This window comes from Nannocystis sp., from assembly GCF_016714285.1.
Taxonomy (GTDB): domain Bacteria; phylum Myxococcota_A; class Polyangia; order Nannocystales; family Nannocystaceae; genus Nannocystis.
The window spans coordinates 29472-51094 of the sequence record NZ_JADJNN010000015.1 but is presented as its reverse complement, the minus strand read 5'-3'; the positions used below and the strand labels follow the sequence as shown (position 1 = coordinate 51094).

Annotated in this window: 16 protein-coding genes; 9 read left to right on the top strand and 7 right to left on the bottom strand. The window is 72.2% G+C overall.

All coding sequences use genetic code 11. The annotated features are described in order from the left end of the window. Positions 1-5 precede the first annotated feature (5 nt). Complete coding sequence (locus IPJ59_RS24315; RefSeq protein WP_293273497.1) at positions 6-2813, top strand: serine/threonine-protein kinase; 2808 nt, start codon at positions 6-8, stop codon at positions 2811-2813. Here the strand turns inward: IPJ59_RS24315 and IPJ59_RS24310 are convergent. The 4 genes from IPJ59_RS24310 to IPJ59_RS24295 form a co-directional block, all read right to left on the bottom strand. Next, on the bottom strand, positions 2738-5776 hold the full coding sequence (locus IPJ59_RS24310; protein WP_293273496.1) for a VIT domain-containing protein: 3039 nt from the start codon (positions 5774-5776) through the stop codon (positions 2738-2740). The two genes, IPJ59_RS24315 and IPJ59_RS24310, sit on opposite strands and share 76 nt — an antisense overlap. A 26-nt stretch (positions 5777-5802) precedes the next feature. Beyond that, on the bottom strand, positions 5803-7341 hold the full coding sequence (locus IPJ59_RS24305) for a glucose-6-phosphate isomerase (RefSeq protein WP_293273495.1): 1539 nt from the start codon (positions 7339-7341) through the stop codon (positions 5803-5805). 116 nt (positions 7342-7457) lie between these two features. Beyond that, on the bottom strand, positions 7458-7841 hold the full coding sequence (gloA, locus tag IPJ59_RS24300; RefSeq protein ID WP_293260878.1) for a lactoylglutathione lyase: 384 nt from the start codon (positions 7839-7841) through the stop codon (positions 7458-7460). A 10-nt stretch (positions 7842-7851) separates the two neighbouring features. Further along, a complete protein-coding gene (locus IPJ59_RS24295) occupies positions 7852-8682 on the bottom strand; it encodes a hypothetical protein (protein WP_293260875.1) in 831 nt (276 codons plus the stop codon). Between the two features lie 156 nt (positions 8683-8838). On the opposite strand from IPJ59_RS24295, the gene nth reads away from it, so the two are divergent. Genes nth through IPJ59_RS24280 form a run of 3 tightly spaced genes read left to right on the top strand, consistent with a single transcriptional unit; the run spans position 8839 to position 11279 of the window. After that, on the top strand, positions 8839-9495 hold the full coding sequence (gene nth / locus IPJ59_RS24290; protein ID WP_293260872.1) for an endonuclease III: 657 nt from the start codon (positions 8839-8841) through the stop codon (positions 9493-9495). Positions 9496-9546: 51 nt separating this feature from the next. Next, complete coding sequence (locus tag IPJ59_RS24285) at positions 9547-10623, top strand: AAA family ATPase (RefSeq protein ID WP_293260869.1); 1077 nt, start codon at positions 9547-9549, stop codon at positions 10621-10623. Next, positions 10620-11279 carry an HNH endonuclease gene (locus IPJ59_RS24280; protein WP_293260866.1) on the top strand — a complete coding sequence of 220 codons (660 nt, stop codon included), beginning with the start codon at positions 10620-10622 and terminating at the stop codon, positions 11277-11279. The genes IPJ59_RS24285 and IPJ59_RS24280 overlap by 4 nt, the downstream gene beginning before the upstream one ends. A 6-nt stretch (positions 11280-11285) precedes the next feature. Here the strand turns inward: IPJ59_RS24280 and IPJ59_RS24275 are convergent, their stop codons facing one another. Further along, positions 11286-12866, bottom strand: a complete 1581-nt coding sequence (locus IPJ59_RS24275) for an IgGFc-binding protein (protein WP_293273494.1) — start codon at positions 12864-12866, stop codon at positions 11286-11288. 72 nt (positions 12867-12938) lie between these two features. Here IPJ59_RS24275 and IPJ59_RS24270 point away from each other — a divergent pair, with 72 nt between their 5' ends. Further along, positions 12939-13343 (top strand): hypothetical protein, encoded by a 405-nt coding sequence (locus tag IPJ59_RS24270; protein ID WP_293273493.1) that lies wholly within the window; start codon positions 12939-12941, stop codon positions 13341-13343. 101 nt (positions 13344-13444) lie between these two features. Here IPJ59_RS24270 and IPJ59_RS24265 read toward each other — a convergent pair whose 3' ends face one another. Both IPJ59_RS24265 and IPJ59_RS24260 read right to left on the bottom strand, forming a co-directional pair. Next, positions 13445-14626 (bottom strand): fibrinogen-like YCDxxxxGGGW domain-containing protein, encoded by a 1182-nt coding sequence (locus IPJ59_RS24265; RefSeq protein ID WP_293260860.1) that lies wholly within the window; start codon positions 14624-14626, stop codon positions 13445-13447. 188 nt (positions 14627-14814) lie between these two features. After that, positions 14815-15936 carry a hypothetical protein gene (locus IPJ59_RS24260; protein WP_293273492.1) on the bottom strand — a complete coding sequence of 374 codons (1122 nt, stop codon included), beginning with the start codon at positions 15934-15936 and terminating at the stop codon, positions 14815-14817. A gap of 224 nt (positions 15937-16160) precedes the next feature. Here IPJ59_RS24260 and ftsW point away from each other — a divergent pair, with 224 nt between their 5' ends. From ftsW to IPJ59_RS24240, 4 genes are all read left to right on the top strand, one after another. Next, positions 16161-17480 carry a putative lipid II flippase FtsW gene (gene ftsW, locus IPJ59_RS24255; RefSeq protein ID WP_293273491.1) on the top strand — a complete coding sequence of 440 codons (1320 nt, stop codon included), beginning with the start codon at positions 16161-16163 and terminating at the stop codon, positions 17478-17480. A 115-nt stretch (positions 17481-17595) separates the two neighbouring features. Next, on the top strand, positions 17596-20406 hold the full coding sequence (locus IPJ59_RS24250; protein ID WP_293273490.1) for a molybdopterin-dependent oxidoreductase: 2811 nt from the start codon (positions 17596-17598) through the stop codon (positions 20404-20406). Continuing rightward, on the top strand, positions 20403-21407 hold the full coding sequence (locus IPJ59_RS24245; protein ID WP_293273489.1) for an FAD binding domain-containing protein: 1005 nt from the start codon (positions 20403-20405) through the stop codon (positions 21405-21407). The genes IPJ59_RS24250 and IPJ59_RS24245 overlap by 4 nt, the downstream gene beginning before the upstream one ends. Continuing rightward, positions 21404-21622 carry a hypothetical protein gene (locus IPJ59_RS24240; protein WP_293273488.1) on the top strand — a complete coding sequence of 73 codons (219 nt, stop codon included), beginning with the start codon at positions 21404-21406 and terminating at the stop codon, positions 21620-21622. Before IPJ59_RS24245 ends, IPJ59_RS24240 begins: the two co-directional genes overlap by 4 nt. The last annotated feature ends 1 nt before the right edge of the window (position 21623 follow it).

The following is a 21623-nucleotide window of genomic DNA, read 5'->3' as shown; positions in this document are numbered from 1 at the left end:
GTGTGATGGCTGGCGACGAATCTCTCGAACAGACCGCGATCTCCAGCGACCTCGCGCGGCCCTCGGCCGTGCCGGTCGCGGTGGAGGCGCTGGCGCTCGCGGAGACCCACGTCAGCGTGCAGGGGTCGATCGTGCGCGACGCGACGCTGCGCAGCGACTCACCGCGGGTCTCGGCGGGGCCGCTGCCGGCGCAGATCGGGCGCTATCTGGTGATCCGATCGATCGCCGCCGGCGGGATGGGCGAGGTGGTCGAGGCCTTCGATCCGGAGCTCGATCGTCGGGTCGCGCTGAAGCTGCTCAAGGCCGGGCGCGGGCGCGACGACTCGCAGGCGCGACTGCTGCGCGAGGCGCAGGCGATGGCCCGCCTGTCGCACCCGAACGTGGTCCAGATCCACGACGTCGGCGTGCATGACGATCGCGTGTTCCTGGCGATGGAGCTGGTGGTCGGCGAGACCTTGACCGGGTGGCTGGCGACGCCGCGGCCATGGCGGGCGGTGGTGCGGGTGTTCGTCGGGGCGGCCCGCGGCCTGGCGGCGGCGCACCGTGCGGGCCTGGTGCACCGCGACTTCAAGCCCGACAACGTGCTGATGGGCAGCGACGAGCGGCCGCGCGTGGCCGACTTCGGGCTGGCGCGCGAGGACCGGGATGCGCTCGCGGAGGCGGCGAGGAACCCGGGCGAGCAGGCGCTGCTGGCCGACAAGCTGACGGCGACCGGGGTGGTGATGGGGACGCCGATGTACATGTCGCCGGAGCAGCACCTCGGGCTGCCGGCGGGGCCGGCGAGCGACGTCTTCTCGTTCTCGGTGGCGCTGTTCGAGGCGCTGCACGGCACGCGGCCGTTCGCGGGCGACACGATGCCGGTGCTGGCGCGCAACGTGACCGAGGGTACGATCGCCGCGCCGACGGGCGGGCGATCGGTGCCGGGCTGGCTCGACGCGGCGGTGCGTCGCGGCCTCGTGGTCGACCCGGCGGGCCGCTATCCGGACTTCGAGCGGCTGATCGCGGCGATCGACCGCGACCCGGCGCGCACGCGGGGGCGCTGGCTGATGGGGCTCGGGCTTGTTGTCGCGGCGGGGGGCGCCGGGGCGGTGCTGCAGGGCGGGGCGCAGGCCCAGGTGTGTGGCGGAGCTCCGGCGGCGATCGCCGAGGTTTGGGGCGCTGAGGTCGAGGCTTCGCTGCGCGAGCGGCTCGCGCCCGCGGCGGCGAGCTTGGTGGTCGACGGGGTGCAGCGCTACGCCGACGGCTGGGCGACGATGCACGGCGAGGCCTGCCTGGCGCATCAGCGGGGCGAGACCTCGGCGACGCTGCTCGACGCCGGGATGCGCTGCCTCGAGGAGCGGCGACAGGCGCTGGCGGGGGCGCTGGCGGTGATCGCCGACGGTGACGCGGCGACGCTGGCGGAGGCGCCGATGGTGGTCGCGAAGTTGCCGGCGCTGGCGGCCTGCGCCGACGCGGAGGCGCTGCGCAGCGAGGTGCCGCCGCCGGACGACGCCGCGGTCGCGGCCGCGGTGGTGCAGTTGCGTCACCGCCTGGTGCGGGCGCGGGTGCTGGCCGACGCGGGGCGGCTGGACCAGGCAATGACCGAGGTCGTGAAGATCCGCGGCGAGGCGGAGGCGCTCGGCTATCGGCCGCTGATCGCGGCGGTGTGGCTGGCCGAGGGTCGCGTCGCGATGGACATGATCGGGCCGCCGGCGCTCGCGGCGTTGGAGCAGGCCTTCGTCCACGCGACCGCGGCCGGCGACGACGCGCTCGCGGCCGAGGCGCGGGCGCGCCAGCTGTACGCCCTGGGGGCGCTCGCGGGGCAGGTCGCGGAGGCGCTGCAGGGGCGCGTGCACGCGGAGGCGTTGGTCACGCGGCTCGGTGGTCGCGGCGACCTCGAGGCGCTGCTGGCCAACAACATCGGCGTGCTGCTGCTGCTGACGGGCGACGCGGCGGGGGCGAGCGAGCGCCTGAACCACGCGGTCGCGCTGGCGACGAGGGACGCGCGCACCGATCCGCTGGACCTCGCGGGCTACCTGAAGAACGCGGCGCAGGTGGCCGTGGACGACGGTGAGCGGGCCCGGCTGTTCGACCAGGCGGCGGAGATCCTGGCGCGCACGCTGGGGCCGGAGCACGTGATGACGCTGACCCTGCGGCTGTCGCAGGCGGCGGACAGCGTCGAGCTCGAGCGGGCTGCAGAGCATCTGGCGGCGATCGGCGGCCAGTTCGCGGCGGATCGCGGGCGCTACGCGCTGTGCTCGCTGGCCTATTATCACCTCGGTCACACGCTCGATGAGCTCGGTCGTGCGGCCGAGGCGGCGGCGGCGATGGCTCGCGCTGCCGCGTGCCTGGACGCGCCGATCGCCGCGCAGGAGGCCGAGCCGATGGCGGCGATGCGGCAGCTGGTCTCCGGGCAGCGGCGGGTGTTCGCGGGCGTGGAGAGCGAGGCGGCGATCGGCGATCTGACGGCGGCGGCGGCGGCCTACGGGGCGCACGCGGAGAACTACTACATGGCGTGGAACCTGGCCGACGCGCGCGTCGGCATGGCGCGGGCCCAGGTCGCGCTCGGGCGCGATGAGCCGGCGCGGACGCTGCTCGAGCAGGCGATCGCGGGGCTCGAGGCGCCGGTGAACACGGGCGACCAGCTGCCGCGCTACTTGCTGGCGCGGGCGCGCGTGCTGCTGGCCGAGTTGCTGCTGCGCGACCCGGCTGGCGATCGTGGGCGTGCCGCGGGCTTGATCGACGCGGCCGCGAGTTATTACCGCGGCGCGGGTCGGGCGGCGCGGGCGGGCGAACTGGTGGCGCTGCGCTCGCGGCTGCCGGGCGCTGGTTGAGGCCGCGGCGCGGCGCCGGTCGTGTGCGGCATGCGGGCGAGCGGAGGCCGGGGCTCAGGCGATCGTGAAGCGGCCGACGGTGACGACCTCGCGAGCTTCGCGCAGGCGCAGGGTGACCCGCTGCTCGCGCTGCTGTGGGGCGGCGATTGGGTGAAGAACTGCAGCTGGATCGTGGTGGCGCCGGCGATGATCTGTTGCCGGTTACCGTAGTAGTTGGCCTCGACGAGGTACTCGCCGGGGAGGGCGCGGCGCAGGGAGTAGTCCTCGGGGCCGTAGCCCTCGCGGAAGTCGGGCGAGACCCGGCCGCCGCGGGCGGTGAGGCGGTTGCCGTAGTAGGCCTTCTCGCCGTCGGGGCCGGTGACCCAGAGGTCGATGTCGGTGAGGTCGGCGTCCCAGGTGAGGACGACGCGGAGGTCGATCGGTGTGTGGTGGCGCAGGCGAGGGTCGATGTTGGCGAGGTCGAGGGGGACGGGGCTCTGCGCGACGAGGGCGTTCAGCTCGACGAGCGCCATGAGCTCGATCTCGGGGAAGCGGTGGTCCCAGGCGCCGACGACCACCTGCCACAGGAGGTCGACGGCGGCCTGGTGCTCGCCGAGGGCGGCGCAGGCCTGGGCGAGGTCGCGGTGGCTCTGCGGCTCCTCGGGGCGAAGGGTCCGCACGCGGGCGAAGATCGGGCGGGCGAGGTCGGGGCGGCCGGCCTGCAGCAGGCGGTAGCCGAGGATGCGCAGGACGGCGGGGCTGTCGAGCTCGAGCTCGGCGAGGTTGGAGAGGATGCGCAGGCCGAGCGCGGTCAGGCCGCGATCGAGGCAGAGGTCGGCGACGTCGAGGAAGAAGGCGGTGCTGCGCGCGTTGTGCTGGCGCTCCTCGATGTAGATGCGCGGGAGCTCGTCGTCGCTGGCGTCGCGCAGGCGATCGAGGTAGGGCGCGTCGGGGCTCCACTTCTGCAGCTCGATCGTCGCGCTCGGGGGGCCCGCGCTGCTCGCCCCCTCCCTGGCTTCGTCGGCCTCCATGGGGGACGCGGCGACCTCTCCGAACTCGTCGGCGAGGTCGGCGGCCATCGGGGCGCCGCCGGAGAGGGTCTGGGCGCGGGCCGAGGGCATCGGGGCCGCGGGCATCGGGGCTCCGGGCATCGGGGCCCTGGCCGGGCGCGCAGGGGCGGCGCGCAGGGACTCGGAGACGGGCTCGGCTGCGCGGCGCTTGGCGGAGGGTGGCGGTGCGGGCGGCGGCGAGAAGTCGCGCTCCCACCACGCGAGGTACTCGCTGTACATGCGCAGGACATTTGCGAGGCGGTCGGCGGCGCGGCGATCGTCGCTGTGGCGCGACTGGCCGCGCAGCTGCTCCCACTCGGCGCGCAGCTCGGGGGGCGGGACGATGTCGTGCTCGGCGTAGTCGGCGGCGCTCTCGAGGATGATGAGCGAGCTGTCGCGGGTGACGACGCCGAAGTCGCGACCGACGCGCTCGAGCTCGGCCTGGTGGGCGCGGTACTCGGGCTCGAGCGCGGCGATCTTCATGGCGGCGAAGGCCCGCGCGGCCAGCTCGCCGGGATCGTCGTCGGCGCGGAGCTCAAGGCTGACGCTGCGGACGCCGGCGGGGTCGTCGGCGAAGCCGAGGTAGGCGACGAGCGAGGCGGCGCTGCGGCGAAGGATCCCGGCGAGGACCAGGCGTGTGCCGGTGAGCGGGGCGGGGGCCTCCGGGTAGAGCTCGCCGATCTCTTCGGGGTCGGCGGAGATCGCGAGCAGGCGTTCGGTCTCGACGGCGAGGCGGGCTGCGGCGCTGGCGGGGCTCTCGGCGAGGAGGTCGAGGTACTCGCCGCCGCTGCGGCCGGCGATGCCGCGCAGGCGGGCCGAGTCGACGCGGGCGCAGGAGACGATCGCGTGGATCGCCGCGCGGCCGGGGGCGGGGCGGTGGTCGTCGGCCCCGTAGTTGAACAGGCCGTCGCTGCACAGCAGCCAGGCGTCGACCTCGTCGTCCGGCTCCCACGCGGCGAGCGAGGAGGCGCCGTCGAAGTCGGTGGCCTCGAGGGCGCGGCGCAGGGCCGACCACTCGCCGGCGTGGACGCGGAAGCGCTGGGCTGGTTCGGCGGCGTCGCGCAGGCGGACCAGGAGCACCTCGACAGGTCCCGGCACGGAGCGCAGGTAGTGGTCGATGAGCTCGAGCTCGCGGGGGAGGTCGCGGTTGGAGCCGGAGCCGGAGGCGTCCCACAGGACGCCGAGGGTGCGCGGGGTGAGGCGCGGGCGGGTGCGCGGGGTGAGGGCCTGCTCGGCCCGGAAGTAGGTGATGTCGGCGAGGCGCTGGGTGGTGACGGCGGGGCGGCTGCGGTCGGCGAGGGCCAGCTCGAGCAGGCCGCTGGCGGTGAAGTCGTCGCGGGTGACCTCGCTGACGAGGTCGTGGCGCCACGCGGGCAGGCGCAGGCCGAGGGTGTCGACGGTGACCTGGGGGGCGCTGGCCCGGCCGCGCACGGCGATCCGCAGCGAGAAGCGGCGCAGGGTGGGGAAGTCGAGGGCGAGGCGGTAGCGCGAGGCGCCGTCGTGGTCGGCGAGGGCCTCCTGGTAGGCGATGACGACGCGCTTGCGCTGACCGGGGAGCAGCGGGTAGATGCGGGCGCGGTAGCTGTCGCCGGCGCTGCGCTCGAGCAGGCCGGGGTCGACCTGGCGGCGCACGACCTCCTCGAAGACCTGGCGGCCCCTGTCCTTGGGGACAGGTACGGCGTCCCGCAGGGCGCCATCGACGTCCATGGCGAAACGGACGATGGTCTGGCCGGCGAGCAGGGGGAACTCGAGCTGGCCCTCGAGCGGCCGTTGGTTCGGGTTGGTGAAGACCAGCTCCCAGGTGGTCACTGCGAGGGCGCCGGAGATCTCGGCGCTGATGTGCAGCTCGGCGAGCTCGACCGGCCGCTCGTCGGCGTGCACGGGGGCGTGGAGGCGCGGGGCGAGCTGCGGCGGGACGGACAGCGGGAGCGTCATGGACGCGATGGTAAGCGAGGTCGGGCTCACGGCGCCGCGAAGCGGGCGTGCGCGGGATCGTCGAGGTGTTCGCCGCGGATGCGCCCGGCGAGCGCGAGGCGGCGGGCGATCTGCCACACGGCGAGGGGCTCGCTCGCGAGCGCGGCGGCGAGGCCCTCGAGGTCCTGTGGTGTGGGGCCGAGGGCGGCGACGAGGCGGCGTTGCAGGGTCAGCACGGCGCGCGCGGCCAGCTTGCCGGCCTCGACGCCGGGCTGGTGATAGGCGTTGATGTCGAGGAGCTCGGCGTAGAGGCCGACGCTGCGCTCGAACAGGGCCAGGACGGCGCCGAGGCTGGGGGCGTCGAGGCGGTCCAGGGTCAGGGTGATGCTGCGGCGGCCCTGCTCGGCGAGGGCGCGGCGGGTGCCCTGATAGAAGCCGTCGAGGCAGTCCGCGGAGGTGACCCCGGGCTCGACCTCGATCGCGTCGTGGATGCCGTCGTCGAGGACGCGGACGAAGCTGGCGAAGAAGTCGGGCCGACCGTCGCGCAGCTGCTGCACGTAGGCGTGCTGGTCGGTCGATCCCTTGTTGCCGTAGACGGTCAGGCCCTGCCAGACCTCGTGGCCCTTGCGATCGTGGCGCTTGCCGAGCGACTCCATCACCAGCTGCTGCAGGTACTTGGCCAGGAGGGCGAGGCGGTCGGCGTAGGGGAGGACCACCATGGCCTTGCGGCCGTGGCCCTCGGTCAACGCGAACCAGGCGTGGGCGAGCAGGGCGGCGGGGTTGTGGCGGAGCTCGCGGTTGCGGGTGGCGGCGTCCATGGCCGCAGCGCCGCGCAGGAGGCCGCGCCAGTCGCGACCGAGGAGCGCCGCGGGGAGCAGGCCGACGGTGGCGAGCACGGAGGTGCGGCCGCCGACCCAGTCCCACAGCGGGAAGCGCTCGAGCCAGCGCTGCTCGCGGGCGAGGTCGTCGAGGCTGCTGCCGGGGCCGGTGATGGCGACGGCCTGGCGGGCGAGGGCGAGGCCGTGGTGGGTGAAGGCGGCGGCGACCTCGAGCATGCCGTTGCGGGTCTCGACGGTGGCGCCGGACTTGCTGGTGACGAGGACCAGGGTGTGCGGGAGATCGAGGCCGGCGAGGGTGCGGGCGATGCCGGCGGGGTCGGTGTTGTCGAGGACGTGGAGGCGGCCGCCGAGGGCGTCGACGAGCAGCTGCGGGCCGAGGGCGGAGCCGCCGATGCCGACCAGCAGGACCTCGCGGAAGGGCTGGCCGTCGGGGGCCGTGATCGTGCCGTCGCGGACCGCGGCGCTGAAGCGTTCGATCTGCTCCCAGCTGGCGTGGATCTCCGCCGTGATGCTCGCCTCGGGGGCCAGCTCCGGGCTGCGTAACCAGTAATGGCCGACGCGGCGCCGCTCGTCGGGGTTGGCGATCGCGCCGGCCTCGAGGCGCTCCATCGCCGCCAGCGCGGCGTGCAGGCGCGGGGCCGCGGCGTCGAGGTCGGCGGCGTCGAGTCCAGCGTCGGCGAGGTCGAGCTCGAGGGCGGGGGCGTCGAGGGCGACGCGCCAGGCGAGGTAGTGCGCGAGGGTCGGCATGCCGCGATGCTAGCCCAGGCGAGCGCGCGGGCGCGAGGGGCGAGCGAGGGCTGGCGTGCGACAGCCGACCTGGCCCGAGGGGCAGGTCGGCTGGCTGAAGGGACAGGCGCCGATCCTCAGTCGCGCTCGATCAGCTCGATCTTGTAGCCGTCGGGATCCTCGACGAAGGCGATGACGGTGGGGCCGCCCTTCATCGGGCCGGCGTCGCGGACGACCTTGCCGCCGCGGGCCCGGATCTGTTCGCAGGCGGCGTACGCGTTGTCGACGGCGAGCGCGACGTGGCCGTAGCCGGTGCCGAGCTCGTAGCGGGGCGTGTCCCAGTTGAAGGTCAGCTCGAGCACGGCGACCTCGGACTCGGGGCCGTAGCCGACGAAGGCCAGGGTGAAGCGGCCCTCGGGGAAGTCGTGGCGGCGCAGCAGCTGCATGCCGAGCACGCCGGTGTAGAACGCCAGCGAGCGCTCGAGGTCGCCGACGCGGAGCATCGTGTGGAGGATGCGCATCGGCGTGGCGCTACTTCTTGCCGCCAGCGGGCTTGGTCGTGACGGTGCTGGGATGCGCGGGGCCAGGGCCTGGGGTCACCGGAGGGGTGGTGCCGGCGGGAGGCGGCGAGCTGCTGGCCGCAGCACGTAAGGCCGCCTCGATGAACTGGTCCTGCTCGGCCATGCTGGTCAGCAGCTGGTCGCAGGGGACGTAGTCTTTGACCTTCACGAAGTTCTCGGGCATGTCGCGAAACTGGATCGTGTCGCTCTTGAGCTCGACGCCGCCGCCCCAGGGGATGAGCTTGGTGTTCGAGGTGCCGGGCCCGTTGATCAGGGCGATGGTGACGCAGGCGGTGCTGTTCTTGGTGAACAGGACGTTGATCGAGACGGCGTCGCAGCCGGCCTTCGGGCACACGCGCTCGGGCTTGGGGCGGACGTCGATCGGGCGGCCGGGGAGGGCCTTCTCGGCCAGCGCCTTGACCTTGGCCTGCACCTGCGCGGCGAGGGCGGCGTTCTCCTCGGCGATCGTGCCCGGGATGATGCGCGGCCAGAGGACCACGACGCCGCCGGCGGTGCCCTTGGAGTGCGAGATCTCGGGGCCCAGGAAGCGCGAGTCGTTGGTGCTGCCAGCGACGACCGGACCCGGGCCAGTGGTGGTGGTGGTGCTCGTCGCACCGTTGGGGCCGGGGTTCGGATCGGTCGGCGTGCCGCCGGTGTCAGCCGGGGGATTGCCGAGCGTGGGACCGCCTGCAGTGGTGCCCGCCGGATCGGGCGGGGGGTTCGTCTGGTTGGTGGTCGTCGGCTGACAGGCGAGGCCGGCTGCCGCCAGGGCCAGCGCTGCGAGGCTGGGAGACTTGCGCATGGGTCGCACTATACCCGAGTGCAGCGCTGGCGAGCGCATCATGGCGCCTGGCCGCGATTGTCCTCGCGGGCGACGCGGGAAACTCCTCACGCGGGGCCCTGGCGGGGTTTGTCTGAATTCGCGCGGCGATGGCGTAGGGTGCGGCTGCGAGGGCCGATGAAGCGGAGCGAGAAGGCCGACGAGATCCGGAGAATTCTCGAGCAGCTGTATCCGGAGCCCGCGATCCCGCTGGGGCACGTCGACCCCTACACGCTGCTCGTGGCGGTCGTGCTGTCGGCGCAGACGACCGACGCGCGGGTCAACCTGGTGACGCCAGCGCTGTTCGAGCGAGCGCCGACACCAGCCGCGATGGCGGCGCTGCCGGTGGCGGAGATCCTGGGGCTCATCCGCACCTGTGGCCTCGCGCCGGCGAAGGCGGCGAACATCCAGCGGCTCTCGCAGCTGATCGTCGAGCGTCACGGCGGTGAGGTGCCGCGCAGCTTCGCCGCGCTCGAGGCCCTGCCAGGCGTCGGACACAAGACGGCGAGCGTGGTGATGAGCCAGGCCTTCGGCGTGCCAGCGTTCCCGGTCGACACGCACATCCATCGCCTCGCGTATCGCTGGGGTCTGTCGGACGGGAGCAAGGTGGAGCAGACCGAGGCGGACCTGAAGGCGCTGTGGCCAGAGTCGCGGTGGAACGCGCTGCACCTGCAGATCATCTACTTCGGACGCGAGCACTGCCCGGCGCTGCGACACGTCGCGGAGAAGTGCCCGATCTGCAGCTGGGCGGGGGTGAAGTGCAGGCTGCTCGCGGAGGGCAAGCGGGCGGGGTGAGCGTGCTGGTGTGCTCGTGAGGGTCGTGGCATCCTCGGCGCCGGTCCGCACATGGCTTCGTACATCCATCACGTCGAGATCCCGGCGTACCGCACGATCAAGGATCTCGAGATCGATCTGCGGCCGGAGCCGGGGAGCGGACGGCCGTTTCGGCATCTGATCCTCACGGGGCCCAACGGCTCGGGCAAGAGCAGCGCGCTGGAGTGGATCGTGAAGCAGGCGGGCAGTGCCACGCCGGATCACATACAGTGGTCCGAGCCGCCAACACCCAGCACGATGGTGGTGTACATCCCGACGAATCGGCAGCCGTCGTTCGCGGCGGTCAAGGGCCCGGCGAAGCTTCAGCTCAAGCAACCCGGCTCCGAGCTCATCCGAGGCCAGGCCAGCCAATTCTTGCAATACCTCGTGAATCGCAAGACGGAGCAGGCATTCGCCAACATCGACAAGGATCTAGCGAGGGAGCGACAGGTCCAGGCGTGGTTTGAGCAGTTCGAGGAGCAGCTGCGGTGGCTCTTCGAGGACCCGAAGTTGACGCTGAGCTTCGACAGCAAGCGCTTCGATTTCACGATCCGTCGGGGCGACGGCCTGACTCACGGCCTGCAGCAGCTCGCGGATGGGCATGCCGCGTTTCTCTCGATCTTCGCCGAGATGACGCTGGCGATCGAGGCAGCCCGCGACCAACCCGAGCCGCCGGGTGGGGTGGTCATCGTCGACGAGATCGAGAACCACTTGCACCTGCGGCTGCAGGAGCAGGCGCTGCCGTTTCTGACCGAGCTCTTTCCCACATTTCAGTTCATCACCGCGACCCACTCGCCGGCGGTGATTGCCAGCGTGCCCGACGCGGTCGTCTATGACATGACGCTGCGCACGGCGACGCCAAGTGAGGCCTTTGTGGGCCTGCGCTACGGGACCTTGATGACCGGGCACTTTCACTTGCCCTCGGAGTTCGACGTCGACTCGACCGAGAAGCTGGAGGAGCTGCGGCGCTTGGTCGAGCGGCCGGCCGGCTCCGAGGTCCGGATTCAGGAGCTGGAAGACCTGCTTTCGCGGCGCAGTTCGACCCTGGGGTACGAGGTTTGGCGTATCGTGCACGAGCCCCGTCCCGGTGCGGAGGGCGACGGCGAATGATCGACGTCAAGCGCAGGGTTGCTGCGCCCGCAGGGCTGGCGCAGCGCGCGCTTCGGGCCCGCGACGTGCTCGAGGCGCTGCACGTCGATTTCCTCGGCAAGTGCTACCTCTGCGAGAGTCACGTGAGTCCCGGCGGCTTCGAGGTCGATCACCGGGTCCAACGTAGCCACGATGCATCGCGCGAATACGACTGGACCAACTTGTTTCCGATCTGCGAGGGCTGCAACAAGCGTCGGCGGAAGAAGCCGCCGGTCGGCGGTTTGCTCGATCCGGCAAGCGGGGAGGAGCTCATCGCTCACAAGCTCGAGCAGAGGATCGTCGATCGTCATCCGCATCCGCCGCGGCCGTACTTTCGCAGCCTCGATCCTGCGAACGTGGCAGCCAGGAACACGGCGGATGAGCTCGATCATATCCACAACGATCCGAACGATCCCGGCGCGATGAAGGCGAAAGACCTCCGCGATGCCGTTGTGTATCACCAGCACCGTGTGTTCAAGATATGCTTGCAGTACCTGCGAAGTACGGGTGATGAGCAAGCGCGGCGCGAGCTGGGTGAGCACCTTCGAGAGCTGCTCAGTCGGCGCGCGCCGTACACGGCCCTCACGCGGGCGGAGCTCGCAGCGATGGGGCCGGAGATCGTCGCGTTGTTCGATTGAGCTGGCTCACTGCGGGTTGATCGGCTTCAGCGCGAGGCCGCCGGGGTACGCGTAGCTCGCGGCGGAGGATTGGCCGCTGACGCTGATGCCGAAGGGGAGGTCGCCGGTGACCTCGTTGGTGCCGGTCTTGCACTGGGCTTCGCCGGGGTTCATGGTGATCGCGGCCCACTCGAAGCCGCTGTTGCCGATCTTGGTCCAGCGATTGTCGGGGATGACGCCGAAGCAGGCGAGGTCGATCTTGGCGTTGGTCGGGCGGATGAACTTGGCGAAGTCCTTTTCATAGGAGGAGTCGACCAGGAACACGTATTCGGACTGGAACTGCTCGTTGGGGATCATGAGCAGCATATATGGGTCGCCGGGGTTGTTGGGCAGCGCCGCGGCCTGGCAGCCGAGCATGTAGCCGGCGACGAGGATCGGGTCATTGGCGGTGATCGAGAAGTCGCTTTGCTCGGAGAACTCGACCATCTGGCCCTTGTTGAGGTTGACGCTGGCGCCGATGGTGGTGGGCGGGTCGAAGTCGACCTTGGTGTTGTCCTCGGCGGCGATGATGCGCCACAGCATCGGCTCCTGGTTGCGCTTGGGGTTGCGCGAGGCGATGTAGTTCATGCCCCAGGTCTCGAGCGGGAAGATCTGCTCCTCGACGTGGTCGCAGGCGACGGTGTTGGTGTTGGGGACGTTGGCGCAGCTGTGGCCGCCGAACACGGCGACGGGGGCGGTGCTCTTGATCGCCGAGCCGGTCATGTCGTTGTTGCCGGGGGTCACCTGGATGTAGTCGTAGCGCTGGAGGAGGATGTCCTTGGGCACGCCGGCCTGCATGGCGGGCAGGCCGTTCTTGCCGGCGGGGGTGTTGACCTTGGGCGTGACGGTGACGGTGGTGTTGTCTTCGGTGGCGACGACGGCGAGGGTGGAGCCGTCGCCGTAGCCGTTGTGCCAGGCGAGGTGGAGGTAATCGAGGGCGAGGACGTGGGTCGGGAGGAGCAGCGAGGCGTCGGTGGTGTAGCCGAGGGCGCCGCCGATCGGGTTGAACTGGACGGCGACGATCGGGGTGTCGGAGGCGATGCGGAAGGCGCGGCCCTTGCCGATGCCGCTGCCGAGGAAGCCGGCGTCGCCGGTGTAGTAGCCCTGCTTGCCCTGGTTGGTGCCGGAGACGTTGAGCACCTTGACCTGGCGCGGGGGGATCATGTCGGTGATGATCGCCTGCTCGTTGTTGTTGTTATTGCGGTCGAAGATCTGGACCTTGGCCGGGGTGTCGAAGCTGGGGTTCGAGATGGCGAAGGCGAACACGTAGCTGTCGCGCGGCGGGAGGTTGGTGAGGTCGACGCCCCAGAACTCGCAGCCGACGTTGGACTTGGTCTGCTTGGCCTTCTCGCAGGCGCTGATGCACTCGCCGGCCTCGCAGACCTGGGCGGGGGCGCAGTCGGTGGCCGGGCCGAGGACGGTGCCCTTGTCGTTGCACAGCTGGTAGCTGTCGGCGTCGGCGCAGACCTTGGTGTTGGGGGCGCAGAGCAGGGGCAGGCAGGTGTCGACGACGCAGATGTTCCCGCCGGGGCAGGGCTCGGGGTGTAGCCGCTGCAGTCGACGTTGCACACCTCGATGTTGTCGTCGTCGACGCACTGGCCGGTGCTGCCGGGCTCGCAGGCGCAGTCCTGACAGGACTCGGTGAGCTCGTCGCAGAACTGGCCGGCGGCGCAGGGCATGTCGACGAACACGCCCTGCTGGCAGACCTGGTGGGCGCCGCGCTTGCACTGCTCGCTGCCCTCGTCGCACTCGCTGGGGCCGGTGCTCATCGGGCCGGTGGTCTGCGGATCGTCGGTGGTCATCGGCGCGACGGTGGGGTTGGCCGGGTCGCCGGTGCTGCTGTCGCTGGTGGCCGCGGCGCCGCTGGTCGAGCTGGTGCTGGTCGGTGCGTCGCTGGTGGGGGCGACGGTGCTGGTCTGCGGGTTGTCGGTGGTCGGGCCGGCGCTGGTGGTCTGGGCCTCGGTCGCGGCGGTCGAGGCGGTGCCGCTGTCGCCGCAGGCGAGGGAGAGGGCGGAGAGGGCGGAGAGGGCGAGGAGGGGGCGGTGACGCTGCGACATGGGGGAGCCTCGGGGTAGACCGAGACTACAGCGCGGCGCAGCCCGGCGCGTCAATGGCCGGGGACTCATTCGGCCGGGCGGCCGCGGCCCTCACGGCAGCTTATCCCCGACATCGCACATAAACCGCAGGCTGCTGCCGCCGGGGTTTGGCAGGGACTTGTAGTTTTTCACGCTCGCGTCGGGGTTCCAGGTGTAGAGCAGCGAGCAGCCGAGGCAGGCGCCGTCGGGGTCGGGTTCGGCGGGGTTCTTGACCACGTCGGAGACGAACCAGGGTCCGCCGTCGCTGGGGGCCCATTGTGGGCAGGTGGCGGGGTTCAGGGCGTTGCCGAGGCAGCTCTTGCTGGATTGCTTCGGGTAGATGCCGAGGATCTGCAGGTAGTCGGAGCCGCTGGGTTTCTGGCCGCCGCCGACGGGCGGGACGTTGTCGCCGACGGCGATCATGTGGGCGACGGCGAGGTGGTCGGGGCTGCGCGGGACCAGCAGCTGCATGCCGAACATCGCGCAGGTGGACTCGGCCTTCTTGGCCGGGTAGGGGAGGTCGTTGAGCTCGGAGTCGATGTCGACCTTGAGGAAGGTGTAGCCGCCGCCGTCGCTGGTCATGTCGCAGTAGACCGCGAGTGGCATGTCGGGGCCGATCGGGAAGATCATGCGCGGGCCGGACTGGAGGTTCGGGTCGGCCTCGTGGATCTTCAGGCAGCTGGTGGCGACGGTGCAGCCGATGCAGGACGGGTCGTCGCTGTCGCACGCCTCCTCGGGGTCCAGGATGGCGTCGCCGCAGTGCGGGCCGAGGGCGCTGCAGTCGGGGGCGCAGCTGCCGTAGCTGCCGTCGTTCTTGCCGTCGTCGCACGCCTCGCCGCCGGTGAAGACGAGGCCGTCGCCGCAGCTGGCGAGCTTGCAGGCGGAGGTGCAGGCGGCGTCGTCGGCGTTGGCCTGGCCGTCGTCGCAGTCCTCGACGCCGGCGAGCGGGTAGCCGTCGCCGCAGACATTGACGGTGCAGTCGGGCGTGCAGGGGGCGGCTTCGGCGTTGGCGTCGCCGTCGTCGCAGGCCTCGCCCGGGTCCTGGGTGCCGTCGCCGCAGGCGGGGCCGGCGCCGCCGGAGCTGAGGTCCTCGCCGCTGCTCGTGGTGGTGAGGTCGGGGTCGCCGGTGGTGGTGAGGCCGGGGCCGGTGCTGGCCTCGCTGCTGGCCTCGCTGTCGCTGCCGCTGTCAGAGTCGAGGGGGCCGCCGCGGGACGACAGACAGCCGACGCCGGTGACGGCGACGAGCGAGAGCAACGCGCAATAACATGCTCGCATCGACATCTTTCAACCAACCCGGAGACGGGGTGTCTTCGTCCCACGGATCGGCGGACCTCGCAAGCGATCAGGGCTTCGTTGTTTGTGCCCGGCGCAGACCCGCGCGAGCAGCACGACCCGATGGGCGCACCGAGCGGAAGCGCCCGAGAACGTGGCGCTAACGTGGCCTAGAACTTACCGGAGACAGCGAGGCCGGCGCCGCCGCGGCCGAAGGTCGGGGACACGGCGAGGGTGCTGCGGCGCTCGCGATTGATGCGGCGGTGCTTGGCGAGGCCCATGGCGCCGAGGACGGCGAAGCCGATGCCGGCGGCGGCGATGAAGGCACCGACGCCGATGAGCAGCTTGCCCTTGGTCTCGGGGGAGAACGAGACCGAGGTGACGGTGCTGGTGCTGCTGCCGTCGGTGTCGGTGGTATCGGTGCTGCCGTCGGTGGAGGTGTCGGTGGTGGTGTCGGCGGTGTCGCGGAACTCGAGGTCGCGCTGGTAGATGGGGCCGTACTTGTCGGCGGTGGCGGCGTAGTAGATGAGGGCCGAGCCGCCGCCGGCGAGGACGATGCCGCCGGCGATCGCGGGGGCGATCCAGCTGGGGGCGTCGGGGACGTCGACGGCGTTGCTGAAGGGCTTGCCGCCCGGGGCCGAGCCGACCTCGGGTGGGATGCGCAGGCGCTTCGGGGCCGCGGTGTCGATCGCGGTCATCAGCGACTGGACCCGCGAGCGGGCCTCCTGCGTCTCCGGGAAGCGGTCGCAGCCGACGCCGTGCTTGGCCTTGCAGGCGCGCAGGTACTCCTGGACCAGGCGCTGGGCGGTGCGCAGGTGCTCGACCTCTCGCGTCTGGGCGTAGACCTGCTCGTAGGCGGTGACGCAGTTGGCGAGGATGACCGAGCGGGCGATGTGGTTGGTCTCGTTCTCGCTGAGCAGGCCGAGGGCGCGGGTGTAGAGCCTCGCGGCCTCGCCGTAGTTCTCGGCGTCGAAGGCGGCGTCGGCCTCGACGCTGAGGTCGTAGCCCTGTTCGTTGGTGCCCTTGCGCTGGATGCCGAGGCTGCTGCGCTGCGGCTGGGGCGAGCTGCGGCTGGCCTTCGACTTGTCTTGCGGGGCGAGCTGGCCGGGCTCGGGGGTGTCGTCCGGGATGTTCTCGTCGCCGGCTTCGGGGGCGTCGGGCGGGCCCGCGAGGGATGCGTGACTGAGGGCCTGCGCGGGGGTGACGGGGGCGACTAACAGCGCGGCGCAGAGGCCGAGGGGGAGGCTCTTTGCGACGGGTCGCGGCGCGGGCTGTCGATGCGGGGCGAGCATGGGCTTGGCGGGTGACTCGAAGGATCGCCAAGGCCCGCGGGAACTGCAAGGGCTCCGGGGTTTTGACGAACTGGCACGCGGGTGCGCGAGGGCTGGCAAATGGGCACACGGGCACCCGCGGGTGGGCCGATCGGTACGGTGCTGCGGCCGGCGCCACGCCCACGGGCGGCACGGATCCGCCAGTTTTTTGCCACCCGCGGCGGGCTGTGATCTGGTGGCGGGGCGTGAGCAGCGAGGCCGAAGGGAGCGCGGAGGTCGCGACCGCAGCAGAGGACGGGGCGCCGGCGCGGGACGAGCGGCGGGCGATGGACCCGTGGCTGTTCTTCGCGGCGATGGCGCTGTCGTGCCTCGGGCTGGTGATGGTGTACAGCGCGGGCGTGTACACGGCGCGGGTGCGCCACGACGACTGGGAGTTCTTCCTCGGGCGTCAGGGGCTGTTCTTCGCGCTCGGCACGGCGATCATGCTGGTGGTCTCGCGGATCGACTACCGGGTGTTTCGTCGCTTCTCGGGGCTGTTCATGGCGGCGGCGCTGCTGGGCTTGTTGGCGGTGTTGTTCGTCGGTGATGAGGTGAACGGGGCGCGGCGGTGGATCCGCTTCCCGGGCATGAACATCCAGCCGAGCGAGCTGGCCAAGGTGGCGCTGGCGGGGTTTTTGTCGGCGATGCTGGCCCGCCAGGGCGAGAAGGTGCGGCGCTTCACGGGGGGCTTCTTGCCGCCGCTGTTGATGGCGTCGTTGACGATGGTGCTGGTGCTGCTCGAGAAGGATCTGGGGACGACGATCTTGCTCGGGGCGCTGACGATGACGCTGCTGTTCGTGGCCGGCACGCGCATCGCGTATGTGCTGGCGGCGGGGATGTTGGCGGCGCCGCTGGTGTGGCATCAGATCATCGACGTCGGCTACCGCAAGGGGCGTTTGCTCGACTATCTCTCGGGCGAGCAGTCGTATCAAATTCAGCAGTCGTTGATCGCGATCGGGTCGGGCGGGCCGTGGGGGCTCGGGCTCGGGGCGGGGCGGCAGAAGCTCGGGTTTTTGCCCGAGAACCACACCGACTTCATCCTCTCGAGCATCGGCGAGGAGCTGGGGCTGCTCGGCATCTGCGTGGTGATCGGGCTGTTCTCGCTGCTGGTGTGGCGCGGGCTGGTCGCGGCCCGGATGGCGCCCGATCGCTTCGGGACCTACCTCGCGGTCGCGCTGTCGGCGTTGTTCGGGTTTCAGGCGCTGATCAACATGGCGGTGGTGCTGGACATCATCCCGGCGAAGGGGATCACGCTGCCCTTCCTGTCGTACGGCGGGTCTTCGCTGATGGTGAGTCTGGGGGCGGTCGGCATCTTGCTGTCGATCTCGCGGCGGCCGCGGCCGTGGCGGATCTCGGACCAGCGGAGTCGACGAGCTCCTGCGCTGCCGCCGACCCGGGCCCAGCGGATGCAGCAGCAACAGGGGGCCGCGCGCGGGCAGCCGGCGACGTCGCGGCGGCGGTGGTGGCCGTTCAAGGCGTCCGCGCCGGCGCCCGCGTTGCGGCCGAACCGGCGCCGGGCCGAGTAAGCCGCGGCGGTGGCCTTCGGGGCGTCGGCGGTGGTGGTCGGGGCGAGTAATTCGCGGCAATTCACCGTTGCGGGGGCGTCCTGCGGGGCGCGCGAATTTGTTAGGGTGCGGCGGTATGACGATCACGCCGTCCCGTCGAGGTCTGTTGCGCGGCACGCTGGGGGCGACGGGCGCGTCGCTGCTGGGCTGCCGCGCCGAGCGTGTCGGTGAGCTCGGGCAGGGCCCCGCGGTGGTCGCCGCGGGGGCGTCGCGGCTGTTTCAGATCCGGGTCGATGTCAACGCGCAGCGGCGCAACCTCGAGGTCGAGGCGGACGACTCGGCGTTGATGGTGGTGCGCGAGCAGCTGGGGCTGCGCGGGGCCAAGCTCGGCTGCGGGCACGGGGCCTGCGGGGCGTGCACGGTGCTGGTCGACGGGGCGCCGACGGCGAGCTGTCTGCTGCCGGCGACGAGCCTGCACGAGCGGGTGCTGACGACGGTGGAGGGGCTCGGCAGGGCGGGCGGGCTGCACCCGGTGCAGCGGGCCTTCATGGCGGAGGACGCGTTGCAGTGCGGCTACTGCACGTCGGGCTTCGTGGTCGCGGCGACGGCTTTTTATACGCAGTGGCGGGCGGCGGAGGGCGCGAAGGAGCCGACGCGGGGGCAGGTGGCGGACGCGCTGGCGGGGCACCTGTGTCGCTGCGGGGCGCACGAGAACATCGTGACGGCGGTGCAGCGGGCGTGCGCCGGGGTGTACGAGCAGGAGGTGGCCGCGCCGCCGCGCTACGAGGCGCGGGCGAAGGTGACGGGGCAGGCGGTGTACACGGTCGATGTGGTGCTGCCGGAGATGCTCGCGGTGGCGATCCTCCGCTCGCCGTACGCGCACGCGAAGGTGCGCAAGGTCGACTGGTCACTGGCGCTGGCGCAGCCGGGGGTGGCGGGCGCGGTCGACATGATGATGGGGGCGACGACGCTGCGCTACGCGGGGCAGGAGATCGTGGCGCTGGCGGCCGTCGACGCGCGCACGGCCGTGGCGGCGCTGGGGCGAGTGGTGGTCGAGTACGAGATCTTGCCGGCGGTGATCGGGATGACGGCGGCCCGCGCTCCGGGGGCGACGGTGGTGTACCCGACGATGAGCGAGCGCCGCGGGGCGACCAACCACAGCGAGGGGCCGCTGCTGCCGGAGGGCTGGAATGGCAACCTGCGCGGGCCCTTCACGCTGTTCTCACACCACGCGCCGAAGCTGCGGCGGGCGATCAAGGGGCTGCGCGCGGGGACCAGCGTGGGTCACCTGGTCGAAGGGACATACTCGACGCAGACCCAGTGTCACACCTGCCTCGAGCCGCACAGCTGCGTGGCCCACTGGCAGGATGAGGTGCTGACGGTGCACCTGTCGACCCAGGCGGTGATGCAGTCGGCGCGCGACATCGCCAAGCGCTGGGGGCTGAAGGAGTCGCAGGTGCGGGTGCTGGCGCAGCACGTGGGCGGTGGCTTCGGCGGCAAGGCGACGCTGTGCCCGGAGGTGGTGGCGGCGGTCGAGCTGACGCGGCTGACGGGCAAGCCGGTGCGGGTGGCGCTCGACCGGCGCGAGGAGCTGACGGTCGGCGGGACGCGGCCGGCCCACACGACGCAGGTGACGCTGGCGACCGACCAGGCGGGGGCGCTGCTGGGGATCGCCGCGACTGCGCACGCGGACGGCGGGTCGGCGGTCGGCTCGACGAGCACGCTGCTGATGCGGATCATGTACGCCGACGCGGCCAAGGACCTGGCCGACTACGACGTGCTGACCCACGCTCCGCCGTCCAAGCCGTTCCGCGCGCCGGGCGGGCCGCCGGCCTTCTTCGCGCTCGAGCAGGCGGTCGATGAGGCGGCGGTCAAGCTGGGCGTCGACCCGGTGACGCTGCGCAAGCGCTGGGACCCGAACCCGGCGCGCAAGCTGCTGTACGCGTGGCTCGAGCAACTGCCGGCGTGGCAGCAGCGGCCGCAGGGCGAGCGCGGTCGGTTCCGTCGCGGGGTCGGGGTGGCGGCGGCGGGCTGGATGTACTTCGTGCAGCCGTCGTCGCAGGTGCGGGTCGACGCGGGACCGACGGGGATCGTGGTGTCGTCGGCGTGCCAGGACGTGGGCAACGGGACGCGCTCGCTGCTGGCGAAGGTGGTGGCGGAGGTGCTGGGGGTGGCCCCGGCGAGCCTGCGGATCGAGATCGGGGACTCGCGCTACGTGCCGGGGCCGATGGCCGGCGGATCGCGGACGACGGCGTCGATCGTGCCAGCGGCGCGGATGGCCGCGGAGAAGCTGCGCGACGAGTTGGTCGCGCGGGCGGCGAGCGAGCGCAAGATCGTCGGGGTGGCCGCGCTCGGCGGGGTCAAGCATCCGGGCGGGCTGCTGCCGTGGGCCGAGCTGCTGGCGTCGACGCCGACGCCGATCACGACGCTGGGCACGCGCTCGCGCGACCGCGGCGGGTGGTTCGTGCCGCCGATCGTGGGCGGGCTGGCGGTCGGCAAGTACGTGGCGGGGGCGGTGCACTTGTTCGAGGTGGAGGTCGACACGCGGCTCGGTCGCACGCGGGTGCTGCGGTCGTTCCACGGGGTCGGGGCGGGCAAGATCATCACGCCGACGCTGGCCCGCAGCCAGGTGCTCGGCGGGGTGACGCAGGCGATCAGCTACGCGCTGTACGAGGAGCGGCGGCTCGACCCGCGCAGCGGGGTGCTGCTGACCGGCGGGCTCGAGGACTACCGCATCGCCGGGCTCGGCGACGTCGGCGAGGCGGAGGTGCACTTCGAGGAGGAGGGCTTCGCCAACGCGGGCGCGGGCGGGGTCGGACTGGCTGAATTGATCACGCTGGCGCCGGCGCCAGCGATCGCGAATGCGGTGTACGCAGCGACGGGCTTTCGCCCGCGTGAGCTGCCGATCCGCCCCGACCGCGTGCTCGCAGGGATGGTGCCGACATGATCGAATTTCCTGACTCCACCGAGGCGCTGCTGCGCCTGGCCAGCGGTCGCAGCGTGCGCGCGGGCGGCACGGATCTGCAGGAGCGCCGGCACCTGGGGCTGGCGCGCGGGCCGATGGTCGACCTGCGCGACGTGAAGGAGCTGGCGACGATCACGGTCACGGGCGAGACGCTGCGGGTCGGCGCTCGCGTGCGGGTGGCCGCGCTGGCGGCCGACCCGACGGTGCAGCAGGGCTGGTCGGGGCTGGCGCTGGCGGCGGGCGCTCTGGCGACGCCGGAGATCCGCAACCAGGCGACGCTCGGCGGGAACCTGCTGCAGAGCGTGCGCTGCTGGTACTTTCGCCGGCCGGGGGCGCGCTGCTTCCAGGCCGGAGGCGAGGGCTGCGAGGCGCGGGCCGGCGATCACAGCCTGCACAGCTGCATCGACCTCGGGCCGTGTTTGGCGCCGCACCCGTCGACGCTGGCGGTCGCGCTGCTGGCCCACGAGGCGGAGATCGAGGTGGCGGGCGGGGAGCGCTGGCCGGTTGCGGCGCTGTACGGGGACGGCAGCGATCCGCGGCGAGTGCATCGCCTGCCGCCGGGGGCGGTGCTGCTGGCGGTGCACGTGCCGCGCACGCTGCCGGGTGAGCGCGCGGCGTATCACCGGACCAGCAGTCGCTCGCGCGCGGAGTGGCCGATCGCCGACGCGGTGGTCCGGCTGGTGGTGACCGACGGGGCGATCCGCTACGCGCGGGTGGCCGTCGGCGGGGTGGCCAACATCCCGCTGCGCCTCGGCGCGGTGGAGCAGCGGCTGCTCGCGCAGGCGCCGACGCCGGCGCTGCTGGCCGACGCGGCGGCGCTGGCCGGCGAGGGCGCGAGGCCGCCGCCCGGCGCGGCCTACAAGCTGGAGATCCTGCGGGCGACGGTGCTGACGGCGCTCGAGCAGGCGCTCGGCGAGGCTGTCCCGAAGGACAGCACGACGGTGGTGGCGGTGGACGCAGCTGTCCCGGAGGACAGGCCATGAAGACGACGCCGATCTGCGAATTTTTGCGCTGGAAGGGGCATCATAGCGAGGCGGAGGCGGGCGAGCAGCGCTTCGCCTTCGCCCGCAATCAGGTGCCCTACACCTGCCTGAAGACCTGCCAGCCTTGGGGGCCTGATGACCAGCCGGCGGTGCCGGAGGGCTGCGACGGCTCGCGGAGCTGCTTCGAGGGGCCGTCGCCGCTGCGAGACAGTTGAG

Excerpts from the sequence above, each read along its gene's own strand:
- IPJ59_RS24315 (WP_293273497.1), top strand. The coding sequence starts at position 6 with ATGGCTGGCGACGAATCTCTCGAACAGACCGCGATCTCCAGCGACCTC.
- IPJ59_RS24310 (WP_293273496.1), bottom strand. The coding sequence starts at position 5,776 with ATGACGCTCCCGCTGTCCGTCCCGCCGCAGCTCGCCCCGCGCCTCCAC.
- IPJ59_RS24305 (WP_293273495.1), bottom strand. The coding sequence starts at position 7,341 with ATGCCGACCCTCGCGCACTACCTCGCCTGGCGCGTCGCCCTCGACGCC.
- gloA (WP_293260878.1), bottom strand. The coding sequence starts at position 7,841 with ATGCGCATCCTCCACACGATGCTCCGCGTCGGCGACCTCGAGCGCTCG.
- IPJ59_RS24295 (WP_293260875.1), bottom strand. The coding sequence starts at position 8,682 with ATGCGCAAGTCTCCCAGCCTCGCAGCGCTGGCCCTGGCGGCAGCCGGC.
- nth (WP_293260872.1), top strand. The coding sequence starts at position 8,839 with ATGAAGCGGAGCGAGAAGGCCGACGAGATCCGGAGAATTCTCGAGCAG.
- IPJ59_RS24285 (WP_293260869.1), top strand. The coding sequence starts at position 9,547 with ATGGCTTCGTACATCCATCACGTCGAGATCCCGGCGTACCGCACGATC.
- IPJ59_RS24280 (WP_293260866.1), top strand. The coding sequence starts at position 10,620 with ATGATCGACGTCAAGCGCAGGGTTGCTGCGCCCGCAGGGCTGGCGCAG.
- IPJ59_RS24260 (WP_293273492.1), bottom strand. The coding sequence starts at position 15,936 with ATGCTCGCCCCGCATCGACAGCCCGCGCCGCGACCCGTCGCAAAGAGC.
- IPJ59_RS24250 (WP_293273490.1), top strand. The coding sequence starts at position 17,596 with ATGACGATCACGCCGTCCCGTCGAGGTCTGTTGCGCGGCACGCTGGGG.
- IPJ59_RS24245 (WP_293273489.1), top strand. The coding sequence starts at position 20,403 with ATGATCGAATTTCCTGACTCCACCGAGGCGCTGCTGCGCCTGGCCAGC.
- IPJ59_RS24240 (WP_293273488.1), top strand. The coding sequence starts at position 21,404 with ATGAAGACGACGCCGATCTGCGAATTTTTGCGCTGGAAGGGGCATCAT.